The sequence below is a fragment of the Dysgonomonas reticulitermitis genome, from assembly GCF_054601275.1.
The window spans coordinates 16,951-33,654 of record NZ_BAAHWU010000019.1; the positions used below are offsets into that span (position 1 = coordinate 16,951).

Below are 16,704 nucleotides of genomic sequence, written 5' to 3' on the forward strand. Positions count from 1 at the left end.
AAACTTAAACCAGTTCTTAGATTAGCAATATCATTTCATAAAATCTAAAAAATTTTAGTAATTTTGCCGTGCACGTATATGCTTTTTATATGAAGATTCTGATAATAAGATTTAGGCAAATAGGAGATACCGTTCTGACTCTTTCACTGTGTAGTTCGCTTCGTAATAGCTTTGGTGATGCCGAAATACATTTGGTGCTAAATAGGTCAATAGCCCCGCTGTTTGAGAACCACCCAAGTATTGATAAAATTATCACGTTTGATAAAAAAGAAAATTCAAATTTCTCATATGTAAAAAAAGTTTGGAAAACAGTGCATGAAAACCAGTACGACATAATCATTGATATGCGTTCGACCCTCAAGACAAGTCTATTTTCATTGTTTTCACTCCAATCTCCATACAGGATAGGTCGTAAAAAATGGTATACCTCATTCTTCCATAAACAGAGAATTGACCATGAGACAAAATATAACGATTTGGATATGATAGGTCGTAATTTGTTATTATTGTCCCCTTTAAAAAAAGAATATCGGAGAAACGATAATAGAGATTTCCAGCTCTCTATTTCGGAACATGAACTAGACACAATGAAGCAATATCTCGCAGAAAACGGTATTGACTTTTCTCGTCCTATAATACTGGCGGTAGTAGCATCCAAACTATCGCATAAAATGTGGGATATCAATCGTATGGCAGAAGTTATACAACGCATACTGGATGCATATGACGTACAAATTATATTGAATTATATTCCTGGTCATGAAGAACAAATCGCCCGTACCCTTTATGAGGATCTGAACCAAAATCCCCATATATTTATCGACGTGCAAGCTAATTCGTTGCGTGAACTAGCGGCTATGAGTTCGTTCTGTACATTCTTTTTCGGAAATGAGAGTGGAAACCGTCATATTGCCCATGCTATGGGTGTGCCCTCATTTTGCATTGTGTCACCAAATGTAGAAAAAGAATTGTGGTTGCCACAAAATAGCATAGAGGCTAAAGGGTTGGGTGTGAATGATATATGTTTAACTTCGGAGCAAAAAAATCTTACTTATCAACAACGATACGATCTGATCACTGTTGATGCTGTATGGAAAGAGTTGGCACCAATGCTTGAAAAATATCTAAAAGTTTAGTTATTATTGGAATAAGAGTTTTTCGTACAACTCCAGATACGATTTTATGTGTCTATCGTAACTGAATGTATTTGCATATTGCTTTATATTCTCTATATTCTGTTCATTTGCATAAAAATTCTCAAGATTATCCTTAATAACTTTTATCATAGAATCTCGTTCGAGGTTCTGCCAAACGAAAGCATGTCCTCCACTAATTTCAGGTAAACTTGTAAAATTTGAAACAAAGACAGCCTTACCATACTGCATGGCTTCAATGACAGGTAAGCCAAAACCTTCACCCTGACTTGGTAAAAAGAACGCTTTACAATTTTGATATAACCAATTTTTTTCTTCTTCAGAAATAGTTCCCGGCATAAAAACATTGGAAAGCCTTTTGGTTGCAATATTTTCCCTTATTTCATCGGCATACTCATAGTGTGTATCGCCGCATATATACAAATCGTATTCGGGAAAGGCATCCATAAAATCTACCAGTTTATTAAAATTCTTTTTTCTTCTAGCTTGTCCTATTGTGAAGAAAAACGGACGGTCACCCAGCACAAACTCAGGCTTTACAGTTTCCTTTTCGGCAATATATTCTACACCATTGAGAATAACCTGTATTTTTTTATCTTCCAAATTAAAATTCTTTTTAATATAATCAGCAGTATATTGAGATATGGCGGTAACGGCATTTGCCCTGTTGATCTTATTTTGCAATCGGTGCTTATATCTTGCAGCTTTTTTAGGCTTCTTCTCTATTAAAAAGTTGGCATCATGAATTGTAAGCAAATATTTCGTATTCAGAGATAATCGAAGCAACTTATTTTGTTGGTTTACAGAATGCCACAGGTCGACTTTCGGTAATAAAAACGGAAATTTCTTCGTCCAAAATGTTTTTATAGAATAACTAACTGCATCACCATAAAAGCCTTTGTATTCAGGTGGGACCAAGAAAACAAAATGAAGTTTACCCGATTTCATCTTCGAAAAAAAATCGGCATAGTTTATGGCGATTTGTCCAAATCCACACATTGGATTATCGAGATTTGTTAAATCAATAAGAACTTTTTTTTTCTCCATGCTATTCAATTATTTCCTTTTTAAACAAGTTCTGCAAAGATATATTTTTTATATTAAATCGTAGTCCAATTAAAAGAAAAGAGATTTATCTTGTGGGATAAATCTCTTTATATAACAATTTTCTGTACGATTAGTTATTTTCCGGTCTGAGCTCTCTAACAACTGCACCTGTACGCCACATTTCACTTTCGCGAAGAGCTTTCAACTCTTCCTCTAGTTTTTCACGGTAATCAGGTTTTGAATTTGTATCGATAGAACGCTGAGCCTCGTTTCCGTTAGCCACTTCCGAATATAGTTTAGCAAATACCGGTTTGGTTGCATCATGGAAAGGAGTCATCCAATCAAGAGCCCCGCGCTGAGCTGTTGTAGAACAGTTGGCATACATCCAGTCCATTCCTTTTTCTGCAAACAATGGCATCAAAGACTGAGTAAGCTCTTCTACTGTTTCGTTAAATGCTTCCGACGGAGAGTGGCCATTTTCACGTAATACTTCGTACTGAGCAAGAAGGATTCCTTGAATAGCCCCCATAAGTGTACCACGTTCGCCTGTAAGGTCAGAATATACTTCGCGTTTAAAGTCTGTTTCGAACAAATAGCCTGAGCCGACTCCAATACCCAATGATACAGTTCTTTCGAACGCACGCCCTGTTGCATTTTGGAAAATAGCATAGCTCGAATTCAAGCCGCGTCCTTCAAGGAACATACGACGAAGGCTGGTTCCCGAACCTTTAGGAGCCACAAGAATAACGTCTACATCAGCCGGAGGGATAATACCCGTGCCGAAACACAAGAGAAACTGTCATTCGGATCAGCTTATACTTATCCTAAATTTTCGATGCTTGATCCTACTGTGACATATACATTACCTCCTCGTCAGATAGGAAATGGAGTGGTAGATGCTTTTGTGCATGTGATGGAGCAATATCTTACTTATAATGAGAGTAATACTTTGTTGCAGGATCATATGGCTGAGGCAATAGTGAAAACTCTGGTTATTGAAGGGCCTAAGGCATTGGTTACTCCAACAGATTATGATGTACGGGCAAATCTGATGTGGGCTTCTACATGGGCTCTTAACGGCTGGATATCGCAGGGTGTTCCTGAGGATTGGGCTACTCATATGATCGGACACGAAATCACAGCTTTTTATGGCCTCGATCATGCACAAACACTGGCTATTGTACTTCCGGGTGTAATGACTGTATTAAAAGAGCAAAAAGGAAAGAAGATCATCCGTTTGGGTAAAGAAGTTTTTGGAACGACCGGTATTGATGGTACAATTAAGGCTGTCGAAAACTTTTTTGAAAAAATGGGAGTAAAAACACATCTCTCGGATTATAATTTAGGTGATGAAGCTATCGCTAAAGTTTCCGGACGTCTAGCCGAAAGGGGCTGGAAATTAGGAGAATGTCATAATATAACAGTAGATTTAGTGAAAGAGATTTTGACAATCAGGAAATAACCAAAGGCTTTTAATCTGAAAGTGAATAATGATTTTTTTTGTTAAAAACAATAGGGAAACATTAGCATTATTTATAAAAAATATGTTTTATAATATATTTTTTAATTTGGTAAGGTATCTTAAAAGTCGTTTCTTTGTATCGATAACCAAACAATCTTTATTTGCCTTAAAGCCTAGTACCTAATTAACTCACACATCAGAGGAGGTTTCAGTTCAGAAGCCTCCTCTGGTGTCTTTTTAGGCCTTTGCAAATTTAACGGCAGTCCAGTTTTCCTTGGTCGTATTATAACAGAATGTGAGCCCGTTCTTGTTGCATTCTTCTGTAATAGAAGGAATATCCTCTACATAGAACCCACTCATATAGAGATAGCCTCCCCGGTTCAATACAGATGAGTATGAATGGATATCGTTCAGTAGGATGTTACGGTTTATATTGGCCAGGATTATGTCGAATGTTTTATTGCCAAGTAATTCAGCGCCTCCAATCTGCACATCTACATTTTCTATGTGATTTAAATTTAGGTTTTCAATTGCATTATCATATGCCCATTGGTCTATATCGATGGCTGTAATTGGATTCGCGCCTCTCATCGATGCCAGAATAGCCAGAATAGCAGTTCCGGTTCCCATATCAAGTACTGATTTCCCTTTGAAGTTATCTTTCAGTATTTCGCGTATTATTAACTCTGTAGTCTGATGATGACCTGTTCCGAACGCCATTTTAGGATCTATATATATGTTGTAGTCATATGTAGGCGGAACGTTATGGAATGTACTCTGAATAATACATTTATCATCTATAATTAATGGTTGGAAATAGTTTTTCTCCCATTCTTCGTTCCAGTTTTGCTCTTCAATACTCTTAAAAGTATAAATGATTTCGGCTTCAACAGGCAGGTTGGTAAGAACTTCTTGCAATTTCTCTTCGTCGAATATATCGCTTTGAATATAGGCTGTAGTACCCTGTTCGTCTTCTACAAAGCTTTCGAATCCTATTTCTCCGATCGTTGCGGATAGTATGCTGTTAACTATCTCATTATTTGGAGTACACTTAAATTTAACTTCAATATATGTCATGATAAATTATTTTGTGCAAAAATACATTTTTTATTCCGGCATTCAATTTTAATATTTAATATAACTATGCGATAAAAATTTTAACACAACTGGTTGCCGTTTTTATCTTTCATTGTGTTTGAATGTGAATAAATAAAAAAGCCCTGCATTTTATCATACAGAGCTTTTTATTCCGGAGTGCTATTATAATTACAGATTGAACTCTACATTGATGAACAGATATTGCTCGGCTTTAGCTCTGTCCGCGTTTATATTCCTAAAGTTAGGCGCTATTTTTAGTTGTTTTAGAGGCTGAAATTCCAGACCGATCATCATCAATTGTCCATCGAGGCTATTCCATGGGCTTGTAAATGTCGACGGATTATTAGAATCCATCAAGTCATAACGGGCAAAACCTCTCCATTTATTAGATAATTTTCCGGAAGCATAGGCAGAATAGCCGTAATAATCTTTTTTCTCAATAAAACCTTTGTTGTATACACGGTTATATTCAATTCCTCCCGAAATAATTTTATCCTGATACCCGGCAAATAGGGATAGTGTATATTGGTTTTTATAGTCTATCCCTGTAACACCACCAGGCAAAGCGTCCCTCATATCTTCACTTTCGTTGTAGATATCGGTATATATTCTTAAAATAGTATTTTTTGTAGGATGTAAACTAAGTCCTGCGGCATAACGTGTACTATTGTTTTTCTTAACTTTTTTATAGCCTTCTCCGTTTGTAAGACTCAAATCGGCAGAGATGTACGGGTTGAATTCATATTCTGCAGTGATACCAAGATCTACGCTTGGCGCCATCTTGTTCAGATCCTGAAAGGATTTCATAACATAGCGATGTATCCAATATTTTTCCTGGATACTAAACTGCATCAGTCCTATTTGTCCAACATTGATATTAAAACCCTTATCATTCCAGTTAATGAATGCATTTCGCAGATATACCTCGAGTCCATCAGTTGATGTCTTTCCTGCTGCACCGTCGATGATGACTTGCCCTTGTAGTGTGGGCGTAAATTTGTAGCTATAACCAAGAAATGCTCTTGTAATATCGAATCCTGTTTCTTCGTTCACCTTCCTCAAACCGGTACTATATTCAAAAAAACTACGGGCTATAACTTTTCCTGAAGGCTTAAATGCAAGAGAATCTTGAGCAAAAGAAGCGTTTATGCTCACTAATGCTGTTAAGAAAATAATAAGAGATGTCTTTTTCATTGAACTTTTAATTATGATACAAAGAAAAGATTAAAGATTTAGAAACATATACGTTATCTGATTAAGGTTTGGTTAAGATAAGGTGACAATATGGTAACAAAAAAAGCCGCTTGAAATTTCAAACGGCTTTTATAAGAAGACTGTATCGTTTATTTCTTAGGATTCATTATCACTTCTATAAAGTTATTCTGTGATACAAGTTGTTTTGTCACAGCTTTAATATCCTCTTTTGTAAGAGCACTAACTATCGACTGATAAGTAGAATGCTTGTCGTCGTTATAGAAATAATAGTTGCTTAGGATGTTATTCCAGTAATTATTGGTTTTTTCATCTTCCTGGAACTTCTTAAGCATATATTCTTTTACCTTTTGGAAGTCAGCGTCATCAGGCCCATTTTCAGCAATCTTTTTTACTTCGCGATCAATGATAGGGGATATTGTAGCTACTCTCTCAGGATCTGTGTCGAAAGACATCTGAAGGATTGTTTGTCCGTCGGGTATTCTACTTATGTTGGCACCTACACCTACACCGTATGTACCTCCTGCTTCCTCTCTTACTGTGCGCACGTATACAATATCCAGTATCTGTTTCAGAGCAGATAGAGAAATTTCAGTTTTTAGATCTCTCTTCAACGTTGCACTATAAATATCGAATACACTCGTCTTAGGAGTTTTCATTTCCTGATCGAATATATTTTGGATTTGACCTTTCTTTATAGAAGCGTCATATGGCTTGTAATTAGCATTTTTATTACCGGACGGAAGCGAAGCCAGATATTGTTCAACCAGAGGTTTTATTGTCGCTTCGTCTACGGTCCCTACAAATGTAAATGTAAATGAGCCGGGATTTGAGAAAGCTTCTTTGTAAATCTCAATAATACGGTCATAGTTTAATTTCTCGGCGTCTTCCAGTTTCAGATTTTTCATGCGAGGGTTGTTGCCGTACATCGAAGATGTGATGGAATCGTTGAATATACTGGATGGTTCAGCGCTTAGGTTTTTCAATTGATTTTTGATCATATCCATGCGTGTGGTATACGCGCCTTCATCTTTGCGAGGAGATGTAAAGTTAAGGTAAACTAATTGTAGCATAGTTTCAGCATCTTTGATAGACGATGATCCGCTCATACCTTGTGTCCAACGTGAAACAGATGCGTTTGCACCGGCTGTTTTTCCTGCCAATACTTTTCTCAGGTCTGTAGCGCTGAAATTGCCAACCCCACCTAAAGCAGGAACCATGCCGGCTAAACTGGCGTTAAATATATCTGCATCGGGGAATATCGAGGTACCGCCATATGCAGTAGCTGACATTAGTATTTGGTCGTCTTTGAAATCTGTTTTCTTAAGAACGACTTTCATTCCGTTTGAAAGTGTCCATACTGTTGTTCCAAACTTAGCATCTGTTGTTTCTTTAACTACTTTTCCTGCTTTTGGCATAGTTGTAATCAAAGGTTCATTTGAAAGAGTTTCGGCATAAGGCGTAATTTCCTCAGCTTCAACTTTATTATATACGTCTAACAATTCAGCTTCTGTTGGGTATTTCAAACCTTCCTTTTCAGGGCCGGTAACAGTTATTACGATATTTTTATTGTCGATCAATTGTTGAACTATCTGATTAACCATTTGAGCTGTAATCATAGGTGCAAATTGCTTTGCAAAATTATATTCGTATTCTATTCCCGGTATGCCTTCACCATCAGAGAAGCTGCGAACATATTCATTTACATATACATTGTTTAACTGTTTATTACGGTTATTGTATGAATTTTCGTAGTTCTTTAGTATAGCAGCCTTTGCTCTTTCCACTTCAGCTTCAGTAAATCCGAATTTACGGATACGTTCATTCTCGCGTACGAGGCTTGCCAAAGTTTCATCGATCTGACCTTCTTTGCTTAAAGCAATTGTAGTCCAGGCATCTTTGGTTTTAGATACAAAAAATTCCCCGTCATACGCGTATGATGCGGCAAAAGGGGCGTCGGCTTTTTGTGAAATTTCGCTTAACCGGTCGGATAACATGTTTGATGCCAGGTTTTTTATGAATGAGGCAACTAGTCCTCCTTGGGTTTCTTTTACCTCAGCAGGAATAATATCATGTTTTATATAAAGTGTAACTTGTGTTCTCACAGCTTCCGGATCAGTTATGATAGAAACAATAGGCGTTTCGTTATCTGGTACAGGGAAGTATATCCTTTCTTCCGGATCTACAGGTTTAGGTATATCGGCAAACATAGTCTTTATCTTTGCTTCTACAGCTTCTACATCGATATCCCCTACTATGATGATCCCTTGCAGGTCTGGCCTGTACCATTCATGGTAATAATCCCTAAGTACCTGATATGGAAAATTTTCTACGATTTCCATTTTACCGATCGGCATACGATCGGCATATTTACTTCCTTGATAAATTACAGGAAGTTGTTTATCCCAAATGCGGGATTGTGCACCGCTGCGAGTACGCCATTCTTCTTTAATTACTTTACGTTCTTCATCTATTTGCTCTTCTTTGAGTGCGATATAACCAGACCAGTCATGCAGAACAAGTAAGCAGGAATCGACGATAGCTTCGCGTATAACCGGTACATCTGACAAGTTGTATACTGTTTCGTCGAAAGATGTATAGGCATTTACATTTGCACCAAACTTAACACCGATACTTTCCAGATAGTTGAGCATTGTTTTTTTGCCGGGATAGTTTTTGGTACCATTAAAGGCCATATGCTCAAGAAAATGAGCGAGTCCGGCCTGATTATCTTCTTCTTGCATCGAACCTACTTTCTGAGCTATATAAAAATCCGCTCTTTTCTCAGGATAAGCATTGTGTCTGATGTAGTAGGTAAGCCCATTATCCAACTTGCCGTATCTTACATCCGGATCGATTGGTAATTTTGGTCCTTGTGCTTCCATTAGACCGGTTACGGTTATAAAAGCAATTAAAATAAAAATTTTTCTCATATTAATCATTTAAAGGTGTATTATTTTATTGATAATTTTGTGTATACAGGTTTGTGATCAGATACAAATACGCTGTTTAACGTGTCTTGTAAAACTTCATAATCCAATACATTCACTTGTTTGCTAACAAAAATATAATCTATTCGTTCCCGCTTATCCATAGGGAGCCTTCCAAAGTCATGGAAGGTCCAGTCGGAACCGGAAACTTTAGATGCTACTGATTTACTATCGACCAGATATCCTTTTTTTGTAATATCTGTAATATTTTTTACGGCATCGGATACAGGTAGATCATTAAAGTCTCCTGTTAATACAACGGGCAGCCCGTTAGCGAGTTCATTTATTTTAGCAATTAATAGATTAGCCCCTTCTCTGCGTGCTGTAAGTCCCATGTGGTCTAAATGAGTGTTTATAGCAAATATGAGTTTGCCTGATTTCTTATCTTTCAAGATAGCCCAACTGGCAACTCGATTACATGCTGCATCCCAACCCATACTGCCCGATATATCAGGAGTTTGGCTTATCCAAAAAGTGCCTGACTTTTCTGCCGTAAATCTATCTTTTTTATATAATAGAGGAGAGAACTCTCCTTTATCTATGCCGTCATCACGTCCTACCCCTATTGCGCCGTATCCAGGTAGTCGCTCTAAAAAATCATTAAGTTGATTGTTTAAAACTTCTTGTCCTCCCATAATATCAATATCATATATATTTACAACTTTTGCAGCAGCATCTTTCCTGTATTGCCAATTATTGGGGCCATCTCCTGCATAGTCGAGGCGTACATTGAATGTCATTACATTTAAGTACATTGGTTTATTGCACGAAAGGAATAAGGATAGAATAAGTAATGTAAATAACGTTTTTTTCATTGTTGTTGATATTCTTATATTAGTCTTTATTTATAGAAATAAATCACATAGTTTAGGTAGGAAAATTATTGCTCCGCAAATAACAGATATTACAGATGCTACAAAAACAGCTGCCGCTGCCAAGTCTTTTATCTTTTTTATGGTTTCATTCCATTGGGGAGTAACATGATCGCACAAGTTTTCTATTGCCGAATTCATAATCTCGAGGCTGAAAACCATTGCTATGAGTATACATATGATTAACCACTCTATATTTGATATATTCAGTAAAAATCCTGCAATGATTACAGTAATTGTAATAGCAGTGTGTATTCTTGAATTATGCTCTTCTTTAAGTAAAATTTTTAATCCGTTAAGGGCGTATATTGCCGATTTGACGCGATCCCGAAATGAGATTTTTTTTGATCCCTTTTTTCCCATTGTTGAAAATTTTATTACGTGATCATATGAAATGCTAATTTAGTAACATTATTAAGAAATATCAATAAGTTTTTTAAACTTTTTGGCCCTTAAATTCACATAATATCAATGCTGATTTGCTTAAAGAACTAAGATTCCGTAAATTTGGGTTGTAGTTAAATATAAATTATATATACAATGAAAAAGTCAATATTCTATATTTTGTTAATTACGGGGCTATTCTCGTGCAGTAATTCCCAGTATGATTTGGATAAGATGAGTGCTGCTGTAAAACAGCATATCCGGAATAATGATGTGGAAAATGGCACTATTACTAAAATAGACAATCTGAGAGCTATCTCGTATGAAAAAATACCTGAAGGAAACAGGGAGTATTCGGACGATGTATACAGATGTAGGGTATTCATTCAGGGACATTGGTCTTATCAGAATAGTTATCGGATATTTAATATGAATGATACTATAAATTGTTACTTTAACAGTCAAAAAGTTTTCTTTAGAATGGACAATATATACGCAAATTGAGAATGATGGGCACAGGATTTTCTTTCAGGACTAGATGTTACTGAACAATGAATTGTACATGCAAAATATGGTAAATAAAATAAAAAAACCGGTTATCAACTGATAATCGGTTTTATTTATTTGGAAATAATTTATGTTTATTTCAATAGGTTTTCAACTTTTTCCGTCAATACTGATTTTTGCGCGGCGCCAACCTGCTTGTCTACTACTTCTCCATTCTTGATGAATAAAATAGTCGGTATATTACGAATCCCATATTTTGATGTGATTTCATCATTGTTATCAACATCTACTTTACCAATTGTAACTTTGCCTGCATATTCAGCGGCTAATTCTTCAACAATTGGACCTACCATACGACATGGACCGCACCATTCTGCCCAAAAATCTATAACCAATGGTTTGTCGGATTTCAAAAGATCTTCAAAGCCGGCATCTGTAATTTCTAAAGCCATAACTGTTATCTATTTGTTTGTTTATTATATATATATTATTTATCTACTTTTATGTCTCTGCAAAGGTAACTAATCTATTTAAAATATGAAAGAATCAATTTACTTTAAATATAAAACTTTCGTTTTCTGTCAGATAATCAATTAGTTCCTGTTTTACGCTTATCTTGAAGTTTCTCGAAAAAAGTTCTACTTTCATGTTTTTTTCTCCATCCACGACTTCAAAATATAACAAAGAATTTCCAGGATTGTTTTTAGTTAATGTAGACAGTTCTTCAATCATTTGGGTATTCATATCATGCAACGGTAAAGTTATGGTCAGCTTTTCTATCAAATTGTCCTTAATATCAGGCAAAAGTTGGATCGATTGAATTTTCAATTCTATCTGGTTGGCATCGAATCTTCGTCCTTGCACACGCCCTTTAATAAAAACATAGAGTCCCGGACGACCGTATTTTCCAAAGTTAATATAATCATCACCAAACAAAGGGATTTCTCCACTGCCTGTAAAATCCTCAATCCGGATTATCATAAAAGGCTTTCCGTTTTTAGTAATTCCCTCACGTACGTTACTAACCAATCCACCGAAAGAAATTTCTTTATTTTTAAGAGCATCTTTGTCTTCTATTTCGGACATACCTACATTGCAGGCATAGTTCAGTACTATTTTATATTCATCTAGCGGGTGGGCTGACAAGTATATGCCGATCAACTCGCGTTCTTTATTTAAGCGCTCTAAATCAGACCATTTCTCTACCTTAGGTATTTCAGGGTGCGCAATATCAAACGATGTATCGTCGCCAAATAGTGAATTAGCTGCTTGATTTTTATCTACCTGATATTTGTTTCCGTAACGTATAAGTTGATCTATAAAGGTTTCTCCTTTGGTATTAACACCAAAAAATTGTTCTCTGCTTATTTCACTAAAGGCATCAAAGGCTCCGGCTAAAGCCAAAGATTCTATATTCTTCTTGTTGCATGAGCTGAGGTTTACGCGTTCCACAAAATCGAAAATATTACTGAAAGTACCATTACGCCGGCGCTCCTCTATAATATTCATTACGGCACCTTCACCTACTCCTTTTACTGCGGCAAGGCCAAAGCGTATATCACCTGCTTTGTTTACTGAGAATTTGAGATACGATTCGTTCACGTCGGGGCCGAGTACATTCATGCTCATAGCCTTACATTCATCCATAAATTTGGTGATCTCCGTAATATTTGATAAGTTACGGGAGAGTACGGCTGCCATGTATTCCGATGGGTAATTTGCCTTCAACCACGCCGTTTGATATGCTATCCACGAATAGCATGTTGCGTGGGACTTATTGAATGCATAGGAGGCAAATTTTTCCCAATCCGCCCATATCTTTTCCAGGGTTTTCTTTCCATGTCCGTTTTTCGTTCCACCGGCAAGGAATTTTTCCTTTAGGGCATTCATTTTGTCGATAAGTTTTTTACCCATTGCTTTACGCAACTCGTCCGACTGACCCCGGGTAAAATCGGCTAACTGTCTTGACAATAACATGACCTGTTCCTGATAGACCGTAATACCATAGGTGTCGTTCAGATATTTTTCCATTTCCGGAATATCATATGCTATATCTTCATGTCCATGTTTACGTGCAATAAAAGATGGTATATAATCCATTGGTCCAGGACGATAAAGGGCATTCATCGCTATCAGGTCTTCAAATTTAGATGGCTGTAGCCCTTTCAGATATTTTTGCATGCCTGCGGACTCGAACTGGAATGTTCCGGTTGTTTTTCCTTGACTATAAAGCTCATAAGTTTTTGGGTCATCGAGCGATATCGTGTCAATATTTATATTTTCACCTGTCGTGTGCTTGATATTTTCGAGAGCATCTTTGATGATTGAAAGAGTTTTCAATCCCAGGAAGTCCATTTTGATAAGTCCGGTTTCTTCAATTACCGTACCTTCATATTGTGTAACTAAGATATTCTCGCCGGTTTCTTTATCTTCGGCGATACTGACCGGCACTATATCCGATATATCCTGTTGGCCAATGATAATACCACATGCATGAACTCCCACGTTGCGCACATTGCCTTCCAGCATCTGAGCATATTTGAGTGTGTCGCGCATTACCGGATCATTACTGTTGGCTGCTTCTTTCAGTTCGGGTACATATGCTATAGCGTCCTTTAATGTGACTTTCTTTTTGTCAGGAATACGATCCGGAACAAATTTAGCTAAGCGATTGGACTCCGATAGTGGCAATTTCTGAACACGGGCAACGTCTTTTATTGCCGATTTGGTTGCCATTGTACCATATGTGATAATGTGGGCAACACGTTCTTGTCCATACTTGTCAGTAACCCATTTCAATACTTTTCCGCGGCCGTCATCATCGAAATCGATATCAATATCGGGCATAGAGATACGATCGGGATTAAGAAAACGCTCGAACAGCAAATCATATTTTATAGGGTCGATGTCTGTTATACCCAGACAGTAAGCTACGGCTGAACCTGCGGCAGAACCCCGTCCCGGACCTACAGCAACTCCCATCTGACGGGCGGCAGCAATAAAGTCTTGCACGATAAGAAAATATCCGGGGAATCCCATCGTTTTCATTGTATCCAGTTCAAACTCTATACGCTCAGATATTTCAGTCTCTAAATTTTTCCCATAGCGCTTCTCTGCACCTATCATAGTGAGGTGTTTCAGATAGTCAGATTCTAGCTTGATACGAATTACATTGTCGTAGCCCCCTAAACGTAGATATTCTTTTTCTCCGAATTCTTTGATCAGATCGTCTTCATTATACAATAGCTTATAACCTTCCTTCGTTCCAAAAGATGCATCAATAGTAAAAAAAGGCATTAAGGCATCGGAGTCGATTGAATAAAACTCAACTTTATTGGCTATCTCCAGTGTATTTTCCATAACCTGAGGCAAATCACCAAATATCCGGGTCATTTCAGATTTAGTCTTTAGCCATTCCTGTTTCGTATAGCGCATACGGTTGGGATCATCGAAATCCTTACCCGTACTCAAACATATAAGACGGTCGTGAGCATCGGCATCTTCTTCATCTACAAAATGTACATCGTTGGTGCAAATGACTTTTACACCCATCTTTTCACCGATGCGTAATAATTCTTTATTTACTTTTTCTTGTAAAGGGTATGCTTCGATATTAGCATCCGGACGATTTGTTTTATGACGCTGAAGTTCGAGATAAAAATCTCCGCCAAAAAGATCCTTAAACCATTGTACGGATTTTTCGGCTTCTTCCATATTTCCGGCTTGTATCTTTTTGGGGATCTCGCCACCGAGACATGCTGTGGATACAATAAGCCCTTCATGATACTTTTCAAGTAATTCTTTATCAATACGAGGGCGCATGTAGAAACCTTCTGTCCAGCTACGAGAAACCATCTTTATCAAATTTTGATAGCCTTTCTTATTTTTAGCCAGTACTACCAAGTGCCAACCGCTCATATCGGGCTTACCTTCTTTTAAATGCCTTCCGCGGCGGGCAACATAGCATTCACAGCCAATAATAGGTTTGAATTTTTTCGATTCTTCTTCTTTTATTTTTGATTTTAATTCTCCTATAAGGTCTGTATTTTCCGGAGTTTCTTCTAATTTTTTTATTTCGGATTCCAGTTCTTTGATCGCGTTATCGAATTCGGAATTTTTCTTCTTTACATAATTAAAAAACTCTTTTATTCCGAACATAGCTCCATGGTCTGTCAGGGCAATGGCTTTCATATCGTCGGCTACTGCTTTGTCTACCAGATTTTGGATGCTGGCTTGTCCATCAAGTAAAGAATATTGGGAGTGGACGTGTAGGTGTACAAAATTATTCATATCTGCATAATTGCTTTTTCACAATGGGTAAAGTTACAACAAATAGAAGCTATAAACCAGAAAAACAAGAGTCAGTTTTCAACAACTATATTTTGGGACAGCCTCTTTTAGTTTTTTATCTGGGATTCGACGACTCTATTGATACTGTTTATGATCATATCTTCAAGTTTATCTTCGGGTAGGATTATATTGAAATTCTTCCAAAAATCAGGATCGTAGTTGTAATTTGTATCGGAAAATATATTGTGTGGTGAGAGCCGTTCGCTACGGGCAAAACTTTTTACATTTTCAGTACTTATTTCACAACTCACCATTTCGAACCATAAATGTAAGGTTGTTGCAAATAGGCGTCTCTTTCTTTTGACTTTAAATTCGATATCTCCACGAATATGGTTTACATAATAAATTCCGTCTATAGATGGTTTATACGAGACTGTGTACTGTGCTTTTTGGAGGGTTAGGTTGATATTTTTTGCTTTTCGCTCGACATATTGAGGAGTTGCTTTTGCAACGTATCCGGGATTTATTTCAAAACGGGCTTCTAAAAGCGCCTGGTTTTCTGCGTCAATAAATAAGTCACCCCTATACAAAGGCAGTTCAATCCCTTTTTTTTGTTCGAAAGAAATGACATTAACCCGTAGGTTATCGACGACACTTATGTCTGTATGGGTATATATGTATGGAGACTCTTCTTTGCTTTGTTCGATAAGGAAATCGGGTAATACTTTCATTACATCGAGAAGTAAACAAGCATTTATGCCTGATTTCATTTTCGTAAATATAGTATCACTCTCCTGCTTATTTATAATATTTCTCATCTTTACAAGCTTTACCTGATCGGCGCCTGCATCGTTTTGATAGCCTGTTTTATATATCTTTAATATTGCTTCAGTCAGGCTTATAACCTTTTTCTTATGTTCTACGCCTTCGCGATAGAATGTAGTAATGTATGCAGGTAAAGACGGGTAGTTTTCTTTTCTGTTGGCCATCATATTTCTCAGAACCTCCAAAGGATTAACAGCCCTAACGATGATCTCTTGTAATGGGACAACTTTTGGTTCTAAAGAAATGCGTACCGTTTGTCCGGCTAATAGCGAAATTTCTATTTCTTCATTCAGGTAGCCTATATGGGATAGTTTGATCGTACTTTTGGCTAACGAATCGGCGAGTGTTAATCTGAATTCTCCATTCTGATTGGTGATAGTACCGATGGTGGAATTATTGACTCCGATAGCACAATAAGCAATCGGTTCGTTGTTTATTTTGTCGTAGACGACACCTCCTAAAGTAATGAGATTATTTGTTGAAGCAATGGTGTCTTTGGTAGCTACAGTTATATTAGAAGATATATCACTTGGTATTTTTAATAATATATGATTTCTTATGACCGTAATTTCAAGCTTGTTATTTCCAATTATGGTGTGGATCGCTTCCCGTATGGTATATTCGCCTTTACGGATTTTTACGACTTTGTCATTGTTTATCTGTTGGCTGTCATATATAAAAAGATAACCCGTTTGATCGGATATTTGCTTTAATAGTTGATAAACGGTTTCTTTACTTTTGGTTATTTTTACTTTGCGGTTTAGTATATTTCCATCATCTGCCTGCAATATTATTGGAATGGAGATCAACAACAGGCAGGCGGCAATACGATGGAAAGTATTTTCAACCGCTATTTTCATATA

The 16,704-nt window shown here is 37.0% G+C and carries 12 protein-coding genes and 1 pseudogene; 3 read left to right on the forward strand and 10 right to left on the reverse strand.

The features are described from left to right. Positions 1-89 precede the first annotated feature (89 nt). A complete protein-coding gene (locus ACYPZI_RS08725; RefSeq protein WP_459600660.1) occupies positions 90-1,136 on the forward strand; it encodes a glycosyltransferase family 9 protein in 1,047 nt (348 codons plus the stop codon). Positions 1,137-1,139: 3 nt separating this feature from the next. Here ACYPZI_RS08725 and ACYPZI_RS08730 read toward each other — a convergent pair whose 3' ends face one another. Beyond that, positions 1,140-2,201 carry a glycosyltransferase family 4 protein gene (locus ACYPZI_RS08730; protein WP_459600662.1) on the reverse strand — a complete coding sequence of 354 codons (1,062 nt, stop codon included), beginning with the start codon at positions 2,199-2,201 and terminating at the stop codon, positions 1,140-1,142. A gap of 130 nt (positions 2,202-2,331) precedes the next feature. Continuing rightward, positions 2,332-2,979: pseudogene (locus ACYPZI_RS08735) on the reverse strand (ketol-acid reductoisomerase); the annotation flags it as partial. A gap of 57 nt (positions 2,980-3,036) precedes the next feature. Between ACYPZI_RS08735 and ACYPZI_RS08740 the strand changes: the two are divergent. Then, complete coding sequence (locus ACYPZI_RS08740) at positions 3,037-3,663, forward strand: hypothetical protein (RefSeq protein WP_459600664.1); 627 nt, start codon at positions 3,037-3,039, stop codon at positions 3,661-3,663. Positions 3,664-3,900: 237 nt separating this feature from the next. On the opposite strand, the gene prmA is transcribed toward ACYPZI_RS08740, so the two are convergent. From prmA to ACYPZI_RS08765, 5 genes are all read right to left on the reverse strand, one after another. Continuing rightward, positions 3,901-4,740, reverse strand: coding sequence for a 50S ribosomal protein L11 methyltransferase (gene prmA / locus ACYPZI_RS08745; protein ID WP_459600666.1), 840 nt, complete (start codon positions 4,738-4,740; stop codon positions 3,901-3,903). 189 nt (positions 4,741-4,929) lie between these two features. Continuing rightward, positions 4,930-5,955: a hypothetical protein gene (locus ACYPZI_RS08750; protein ID WP_459600668.1), complete on the reverse strand. Its 1,026-nt coding sequence runs from the start codon at positions 5,953-5,955 to the stop codon at positions 4,930-4,932. Between the two features lie 149 nt (positions 5,956-6,104). Further along, on the reverse strand, positions 6,105-8,906 hold the full coding sequence (locus ACYPZI_RS08755; RefSeq protein WP_459600670.1) for a M16 family metallopeptidase: 2,802 nt from the start codon (positions 8,904-8,906) through the stop codon (positions 6,105-6,107). 20 nt (positions 8,907-8,926) lie between these two features. Next, positions 8,927-9,778, reverse strand: coding sequence for an endonuclease/exonuclease/phosphatase family protein (locus tag ACYPZI_RS08760; protein WP_459600672.1), 852 nt, complete (start codon positions 9,776-9,778; stop codon positions 8,927-8,929). A gap of 30 nt (positions 9,779-9,808) precedes the next feature. Further along, entirely contained in the window at positions 9,809-10,198 is a 390-nt protein-coding gene (locus tag ACYPZI_RS08765) for a diacylglycerol kinase family protein (protein WP_459600674.1), read from the reverse strand. 177 nt (positions 10,199-10,375) lie between these two features. Here ACYPZI_RS08765 and ACYPZI_RS08770 point away from each other — a divergent pair, with 177 nt between their 5' ends. Beyond that, positions 10,376-10,723 (forward strand): hypothetical protein, encoded by a 348-nt coding sequence (locus ACYPZI_RS08770; protein ID WP_459600676.1) that lies wholly within the window; start codon positions 10,376-10,378, stop codon positions 10,721-10,723. 137 nt (positions 10,724-10,860) lie between these two features. Here ACYPZI_RS08770 and trxA read toward each other — a convergent pair whose 3' ends face one another. The 3 genes from trxA to ACYPZI_RS08785 form a co-directional block, all read right to left on the reverse strand. After that, a complete protein-coding gene (gene trxA, locus ACYPZI_RS08775) occupies positions 10,861-11,178 on the reverse strand; it encodes a thioredoxin (RefSeq protein ID WP_459600678.1) in 318 nt (105 codons plus the stop codon). Between the two features lie 94 nt (positions 11,179-11,272). Then, entirely contained in the window at positions 11,273-15,016 is a 3,744-nt protein-coding gene (gene dnaE, locus ACYPZI_RS08780) for a DNA polymerase III subunit alpha (RefSeq protein ID WP_459600680.1), read from the reverse strand. Between the two features lie 107 nt (positions 15,017-15,123). Next, positions 15,124-16,701: a carboxypeptidase-like regulatory domain-containing protein gene (locus ACYPZI_RS08785; RefSeq protein ID WP_459600682.1), complete on the reverse strand. Its 1,578-nt coding sequence runs from the start codon at positions 16,699-16,701 to the stop codon at positions 15,124-15,126. Positions 16,702-16,704 lie beyond the last annotated feature (3 nt).

Excerpts from the sequence above, each read along its gene's own strand:
- ACYPZI_RS08725 (WP_459600660.1), top strand. The coding sequence starts at position 90 with ATGAAGATTCTGATAATAAGATTTAGGCAAATAGGAGATACCGTTCTG.
- ACYPZI_RS08730 (WP_459600662.1), bottom strand. The coding sequence starts at position 2,201 with ATGGAGAAAAAAAAAGTTCTTATTGATTTAACAAATCTCGATAATCCA.
- ACYPZI_RS08740 (WP_459600664.1), top strand. The coding sequence starts at position 3,037 with ATGCTTGATCCTACTGTGACATATACATTACCTCCTCGTCAGATAGGA.
- prmA (WP_459600666.1), bottom strand. The coding sequence starts at position 4,740 with ATGACATATATTGAAGTTAAATTTAAGTGTACTCCAAATAATGAGATA.
- ACYPZI_RS08750 (WP_459600668.1), bottom strand. The coding sequence starts at position 5,955 with ATGAAAAAGACATCTCTTATTATTTTCTTAACAGCATTAGTGAGCATA.
- ACYPZI_RS08755 (WP_459600670.1), bottom strand. The coding sequence starts at position 8,906 with ATGAGAAAAATTTTTATTTTAATTGCTTTTATAACCGTAACCGGTCTA.
- ACYPZI_RS08760 (WP_459600672.1), bottom strand. The coding sequence starts at position 9,778 with ATGAAAAAAACGTTATTTACATTACTTATTCTATCCTTATTCCTTTCG.
- ACYPZI_RS08765 (WP_459600674.1), bottom strand. The coding sequence starts at position 10,198 with ATGGGAAAAAAGGGATCAAAAAAAATCTCATTTCGGGATCGCGTCAAA.
- ACYPZI_RS08770 (WP_459600676.1), top strand. The coding sequence starts at position 10,376 with ATGAAAAAGTCAATATTCTATATTTTGTTAATTACGGGGCTATTCTCG.
- trxA (WP_459600678.1), bottom strand. The coding sequence starts at position 11,178 with ATGGCTTTAGAAATTACAGATGCCGGCTTTGAAGATCTTTTGAAATCC.
- dnaE (WP_459600680.1), bottom strand. The coding sequence starts at position 15,016 with ATGAATAATTTTGTACACCTACACGTCCACTCCCAATATTCTTTACTT.
- ACYPZI_RS08785 (WP_459600682.1), bottom strand. The coding sequence starts at position 16,701 with ATGAAAATAGCGGTTGAAAATACTTTCCATCGTATTGCCGCCTGCCTG.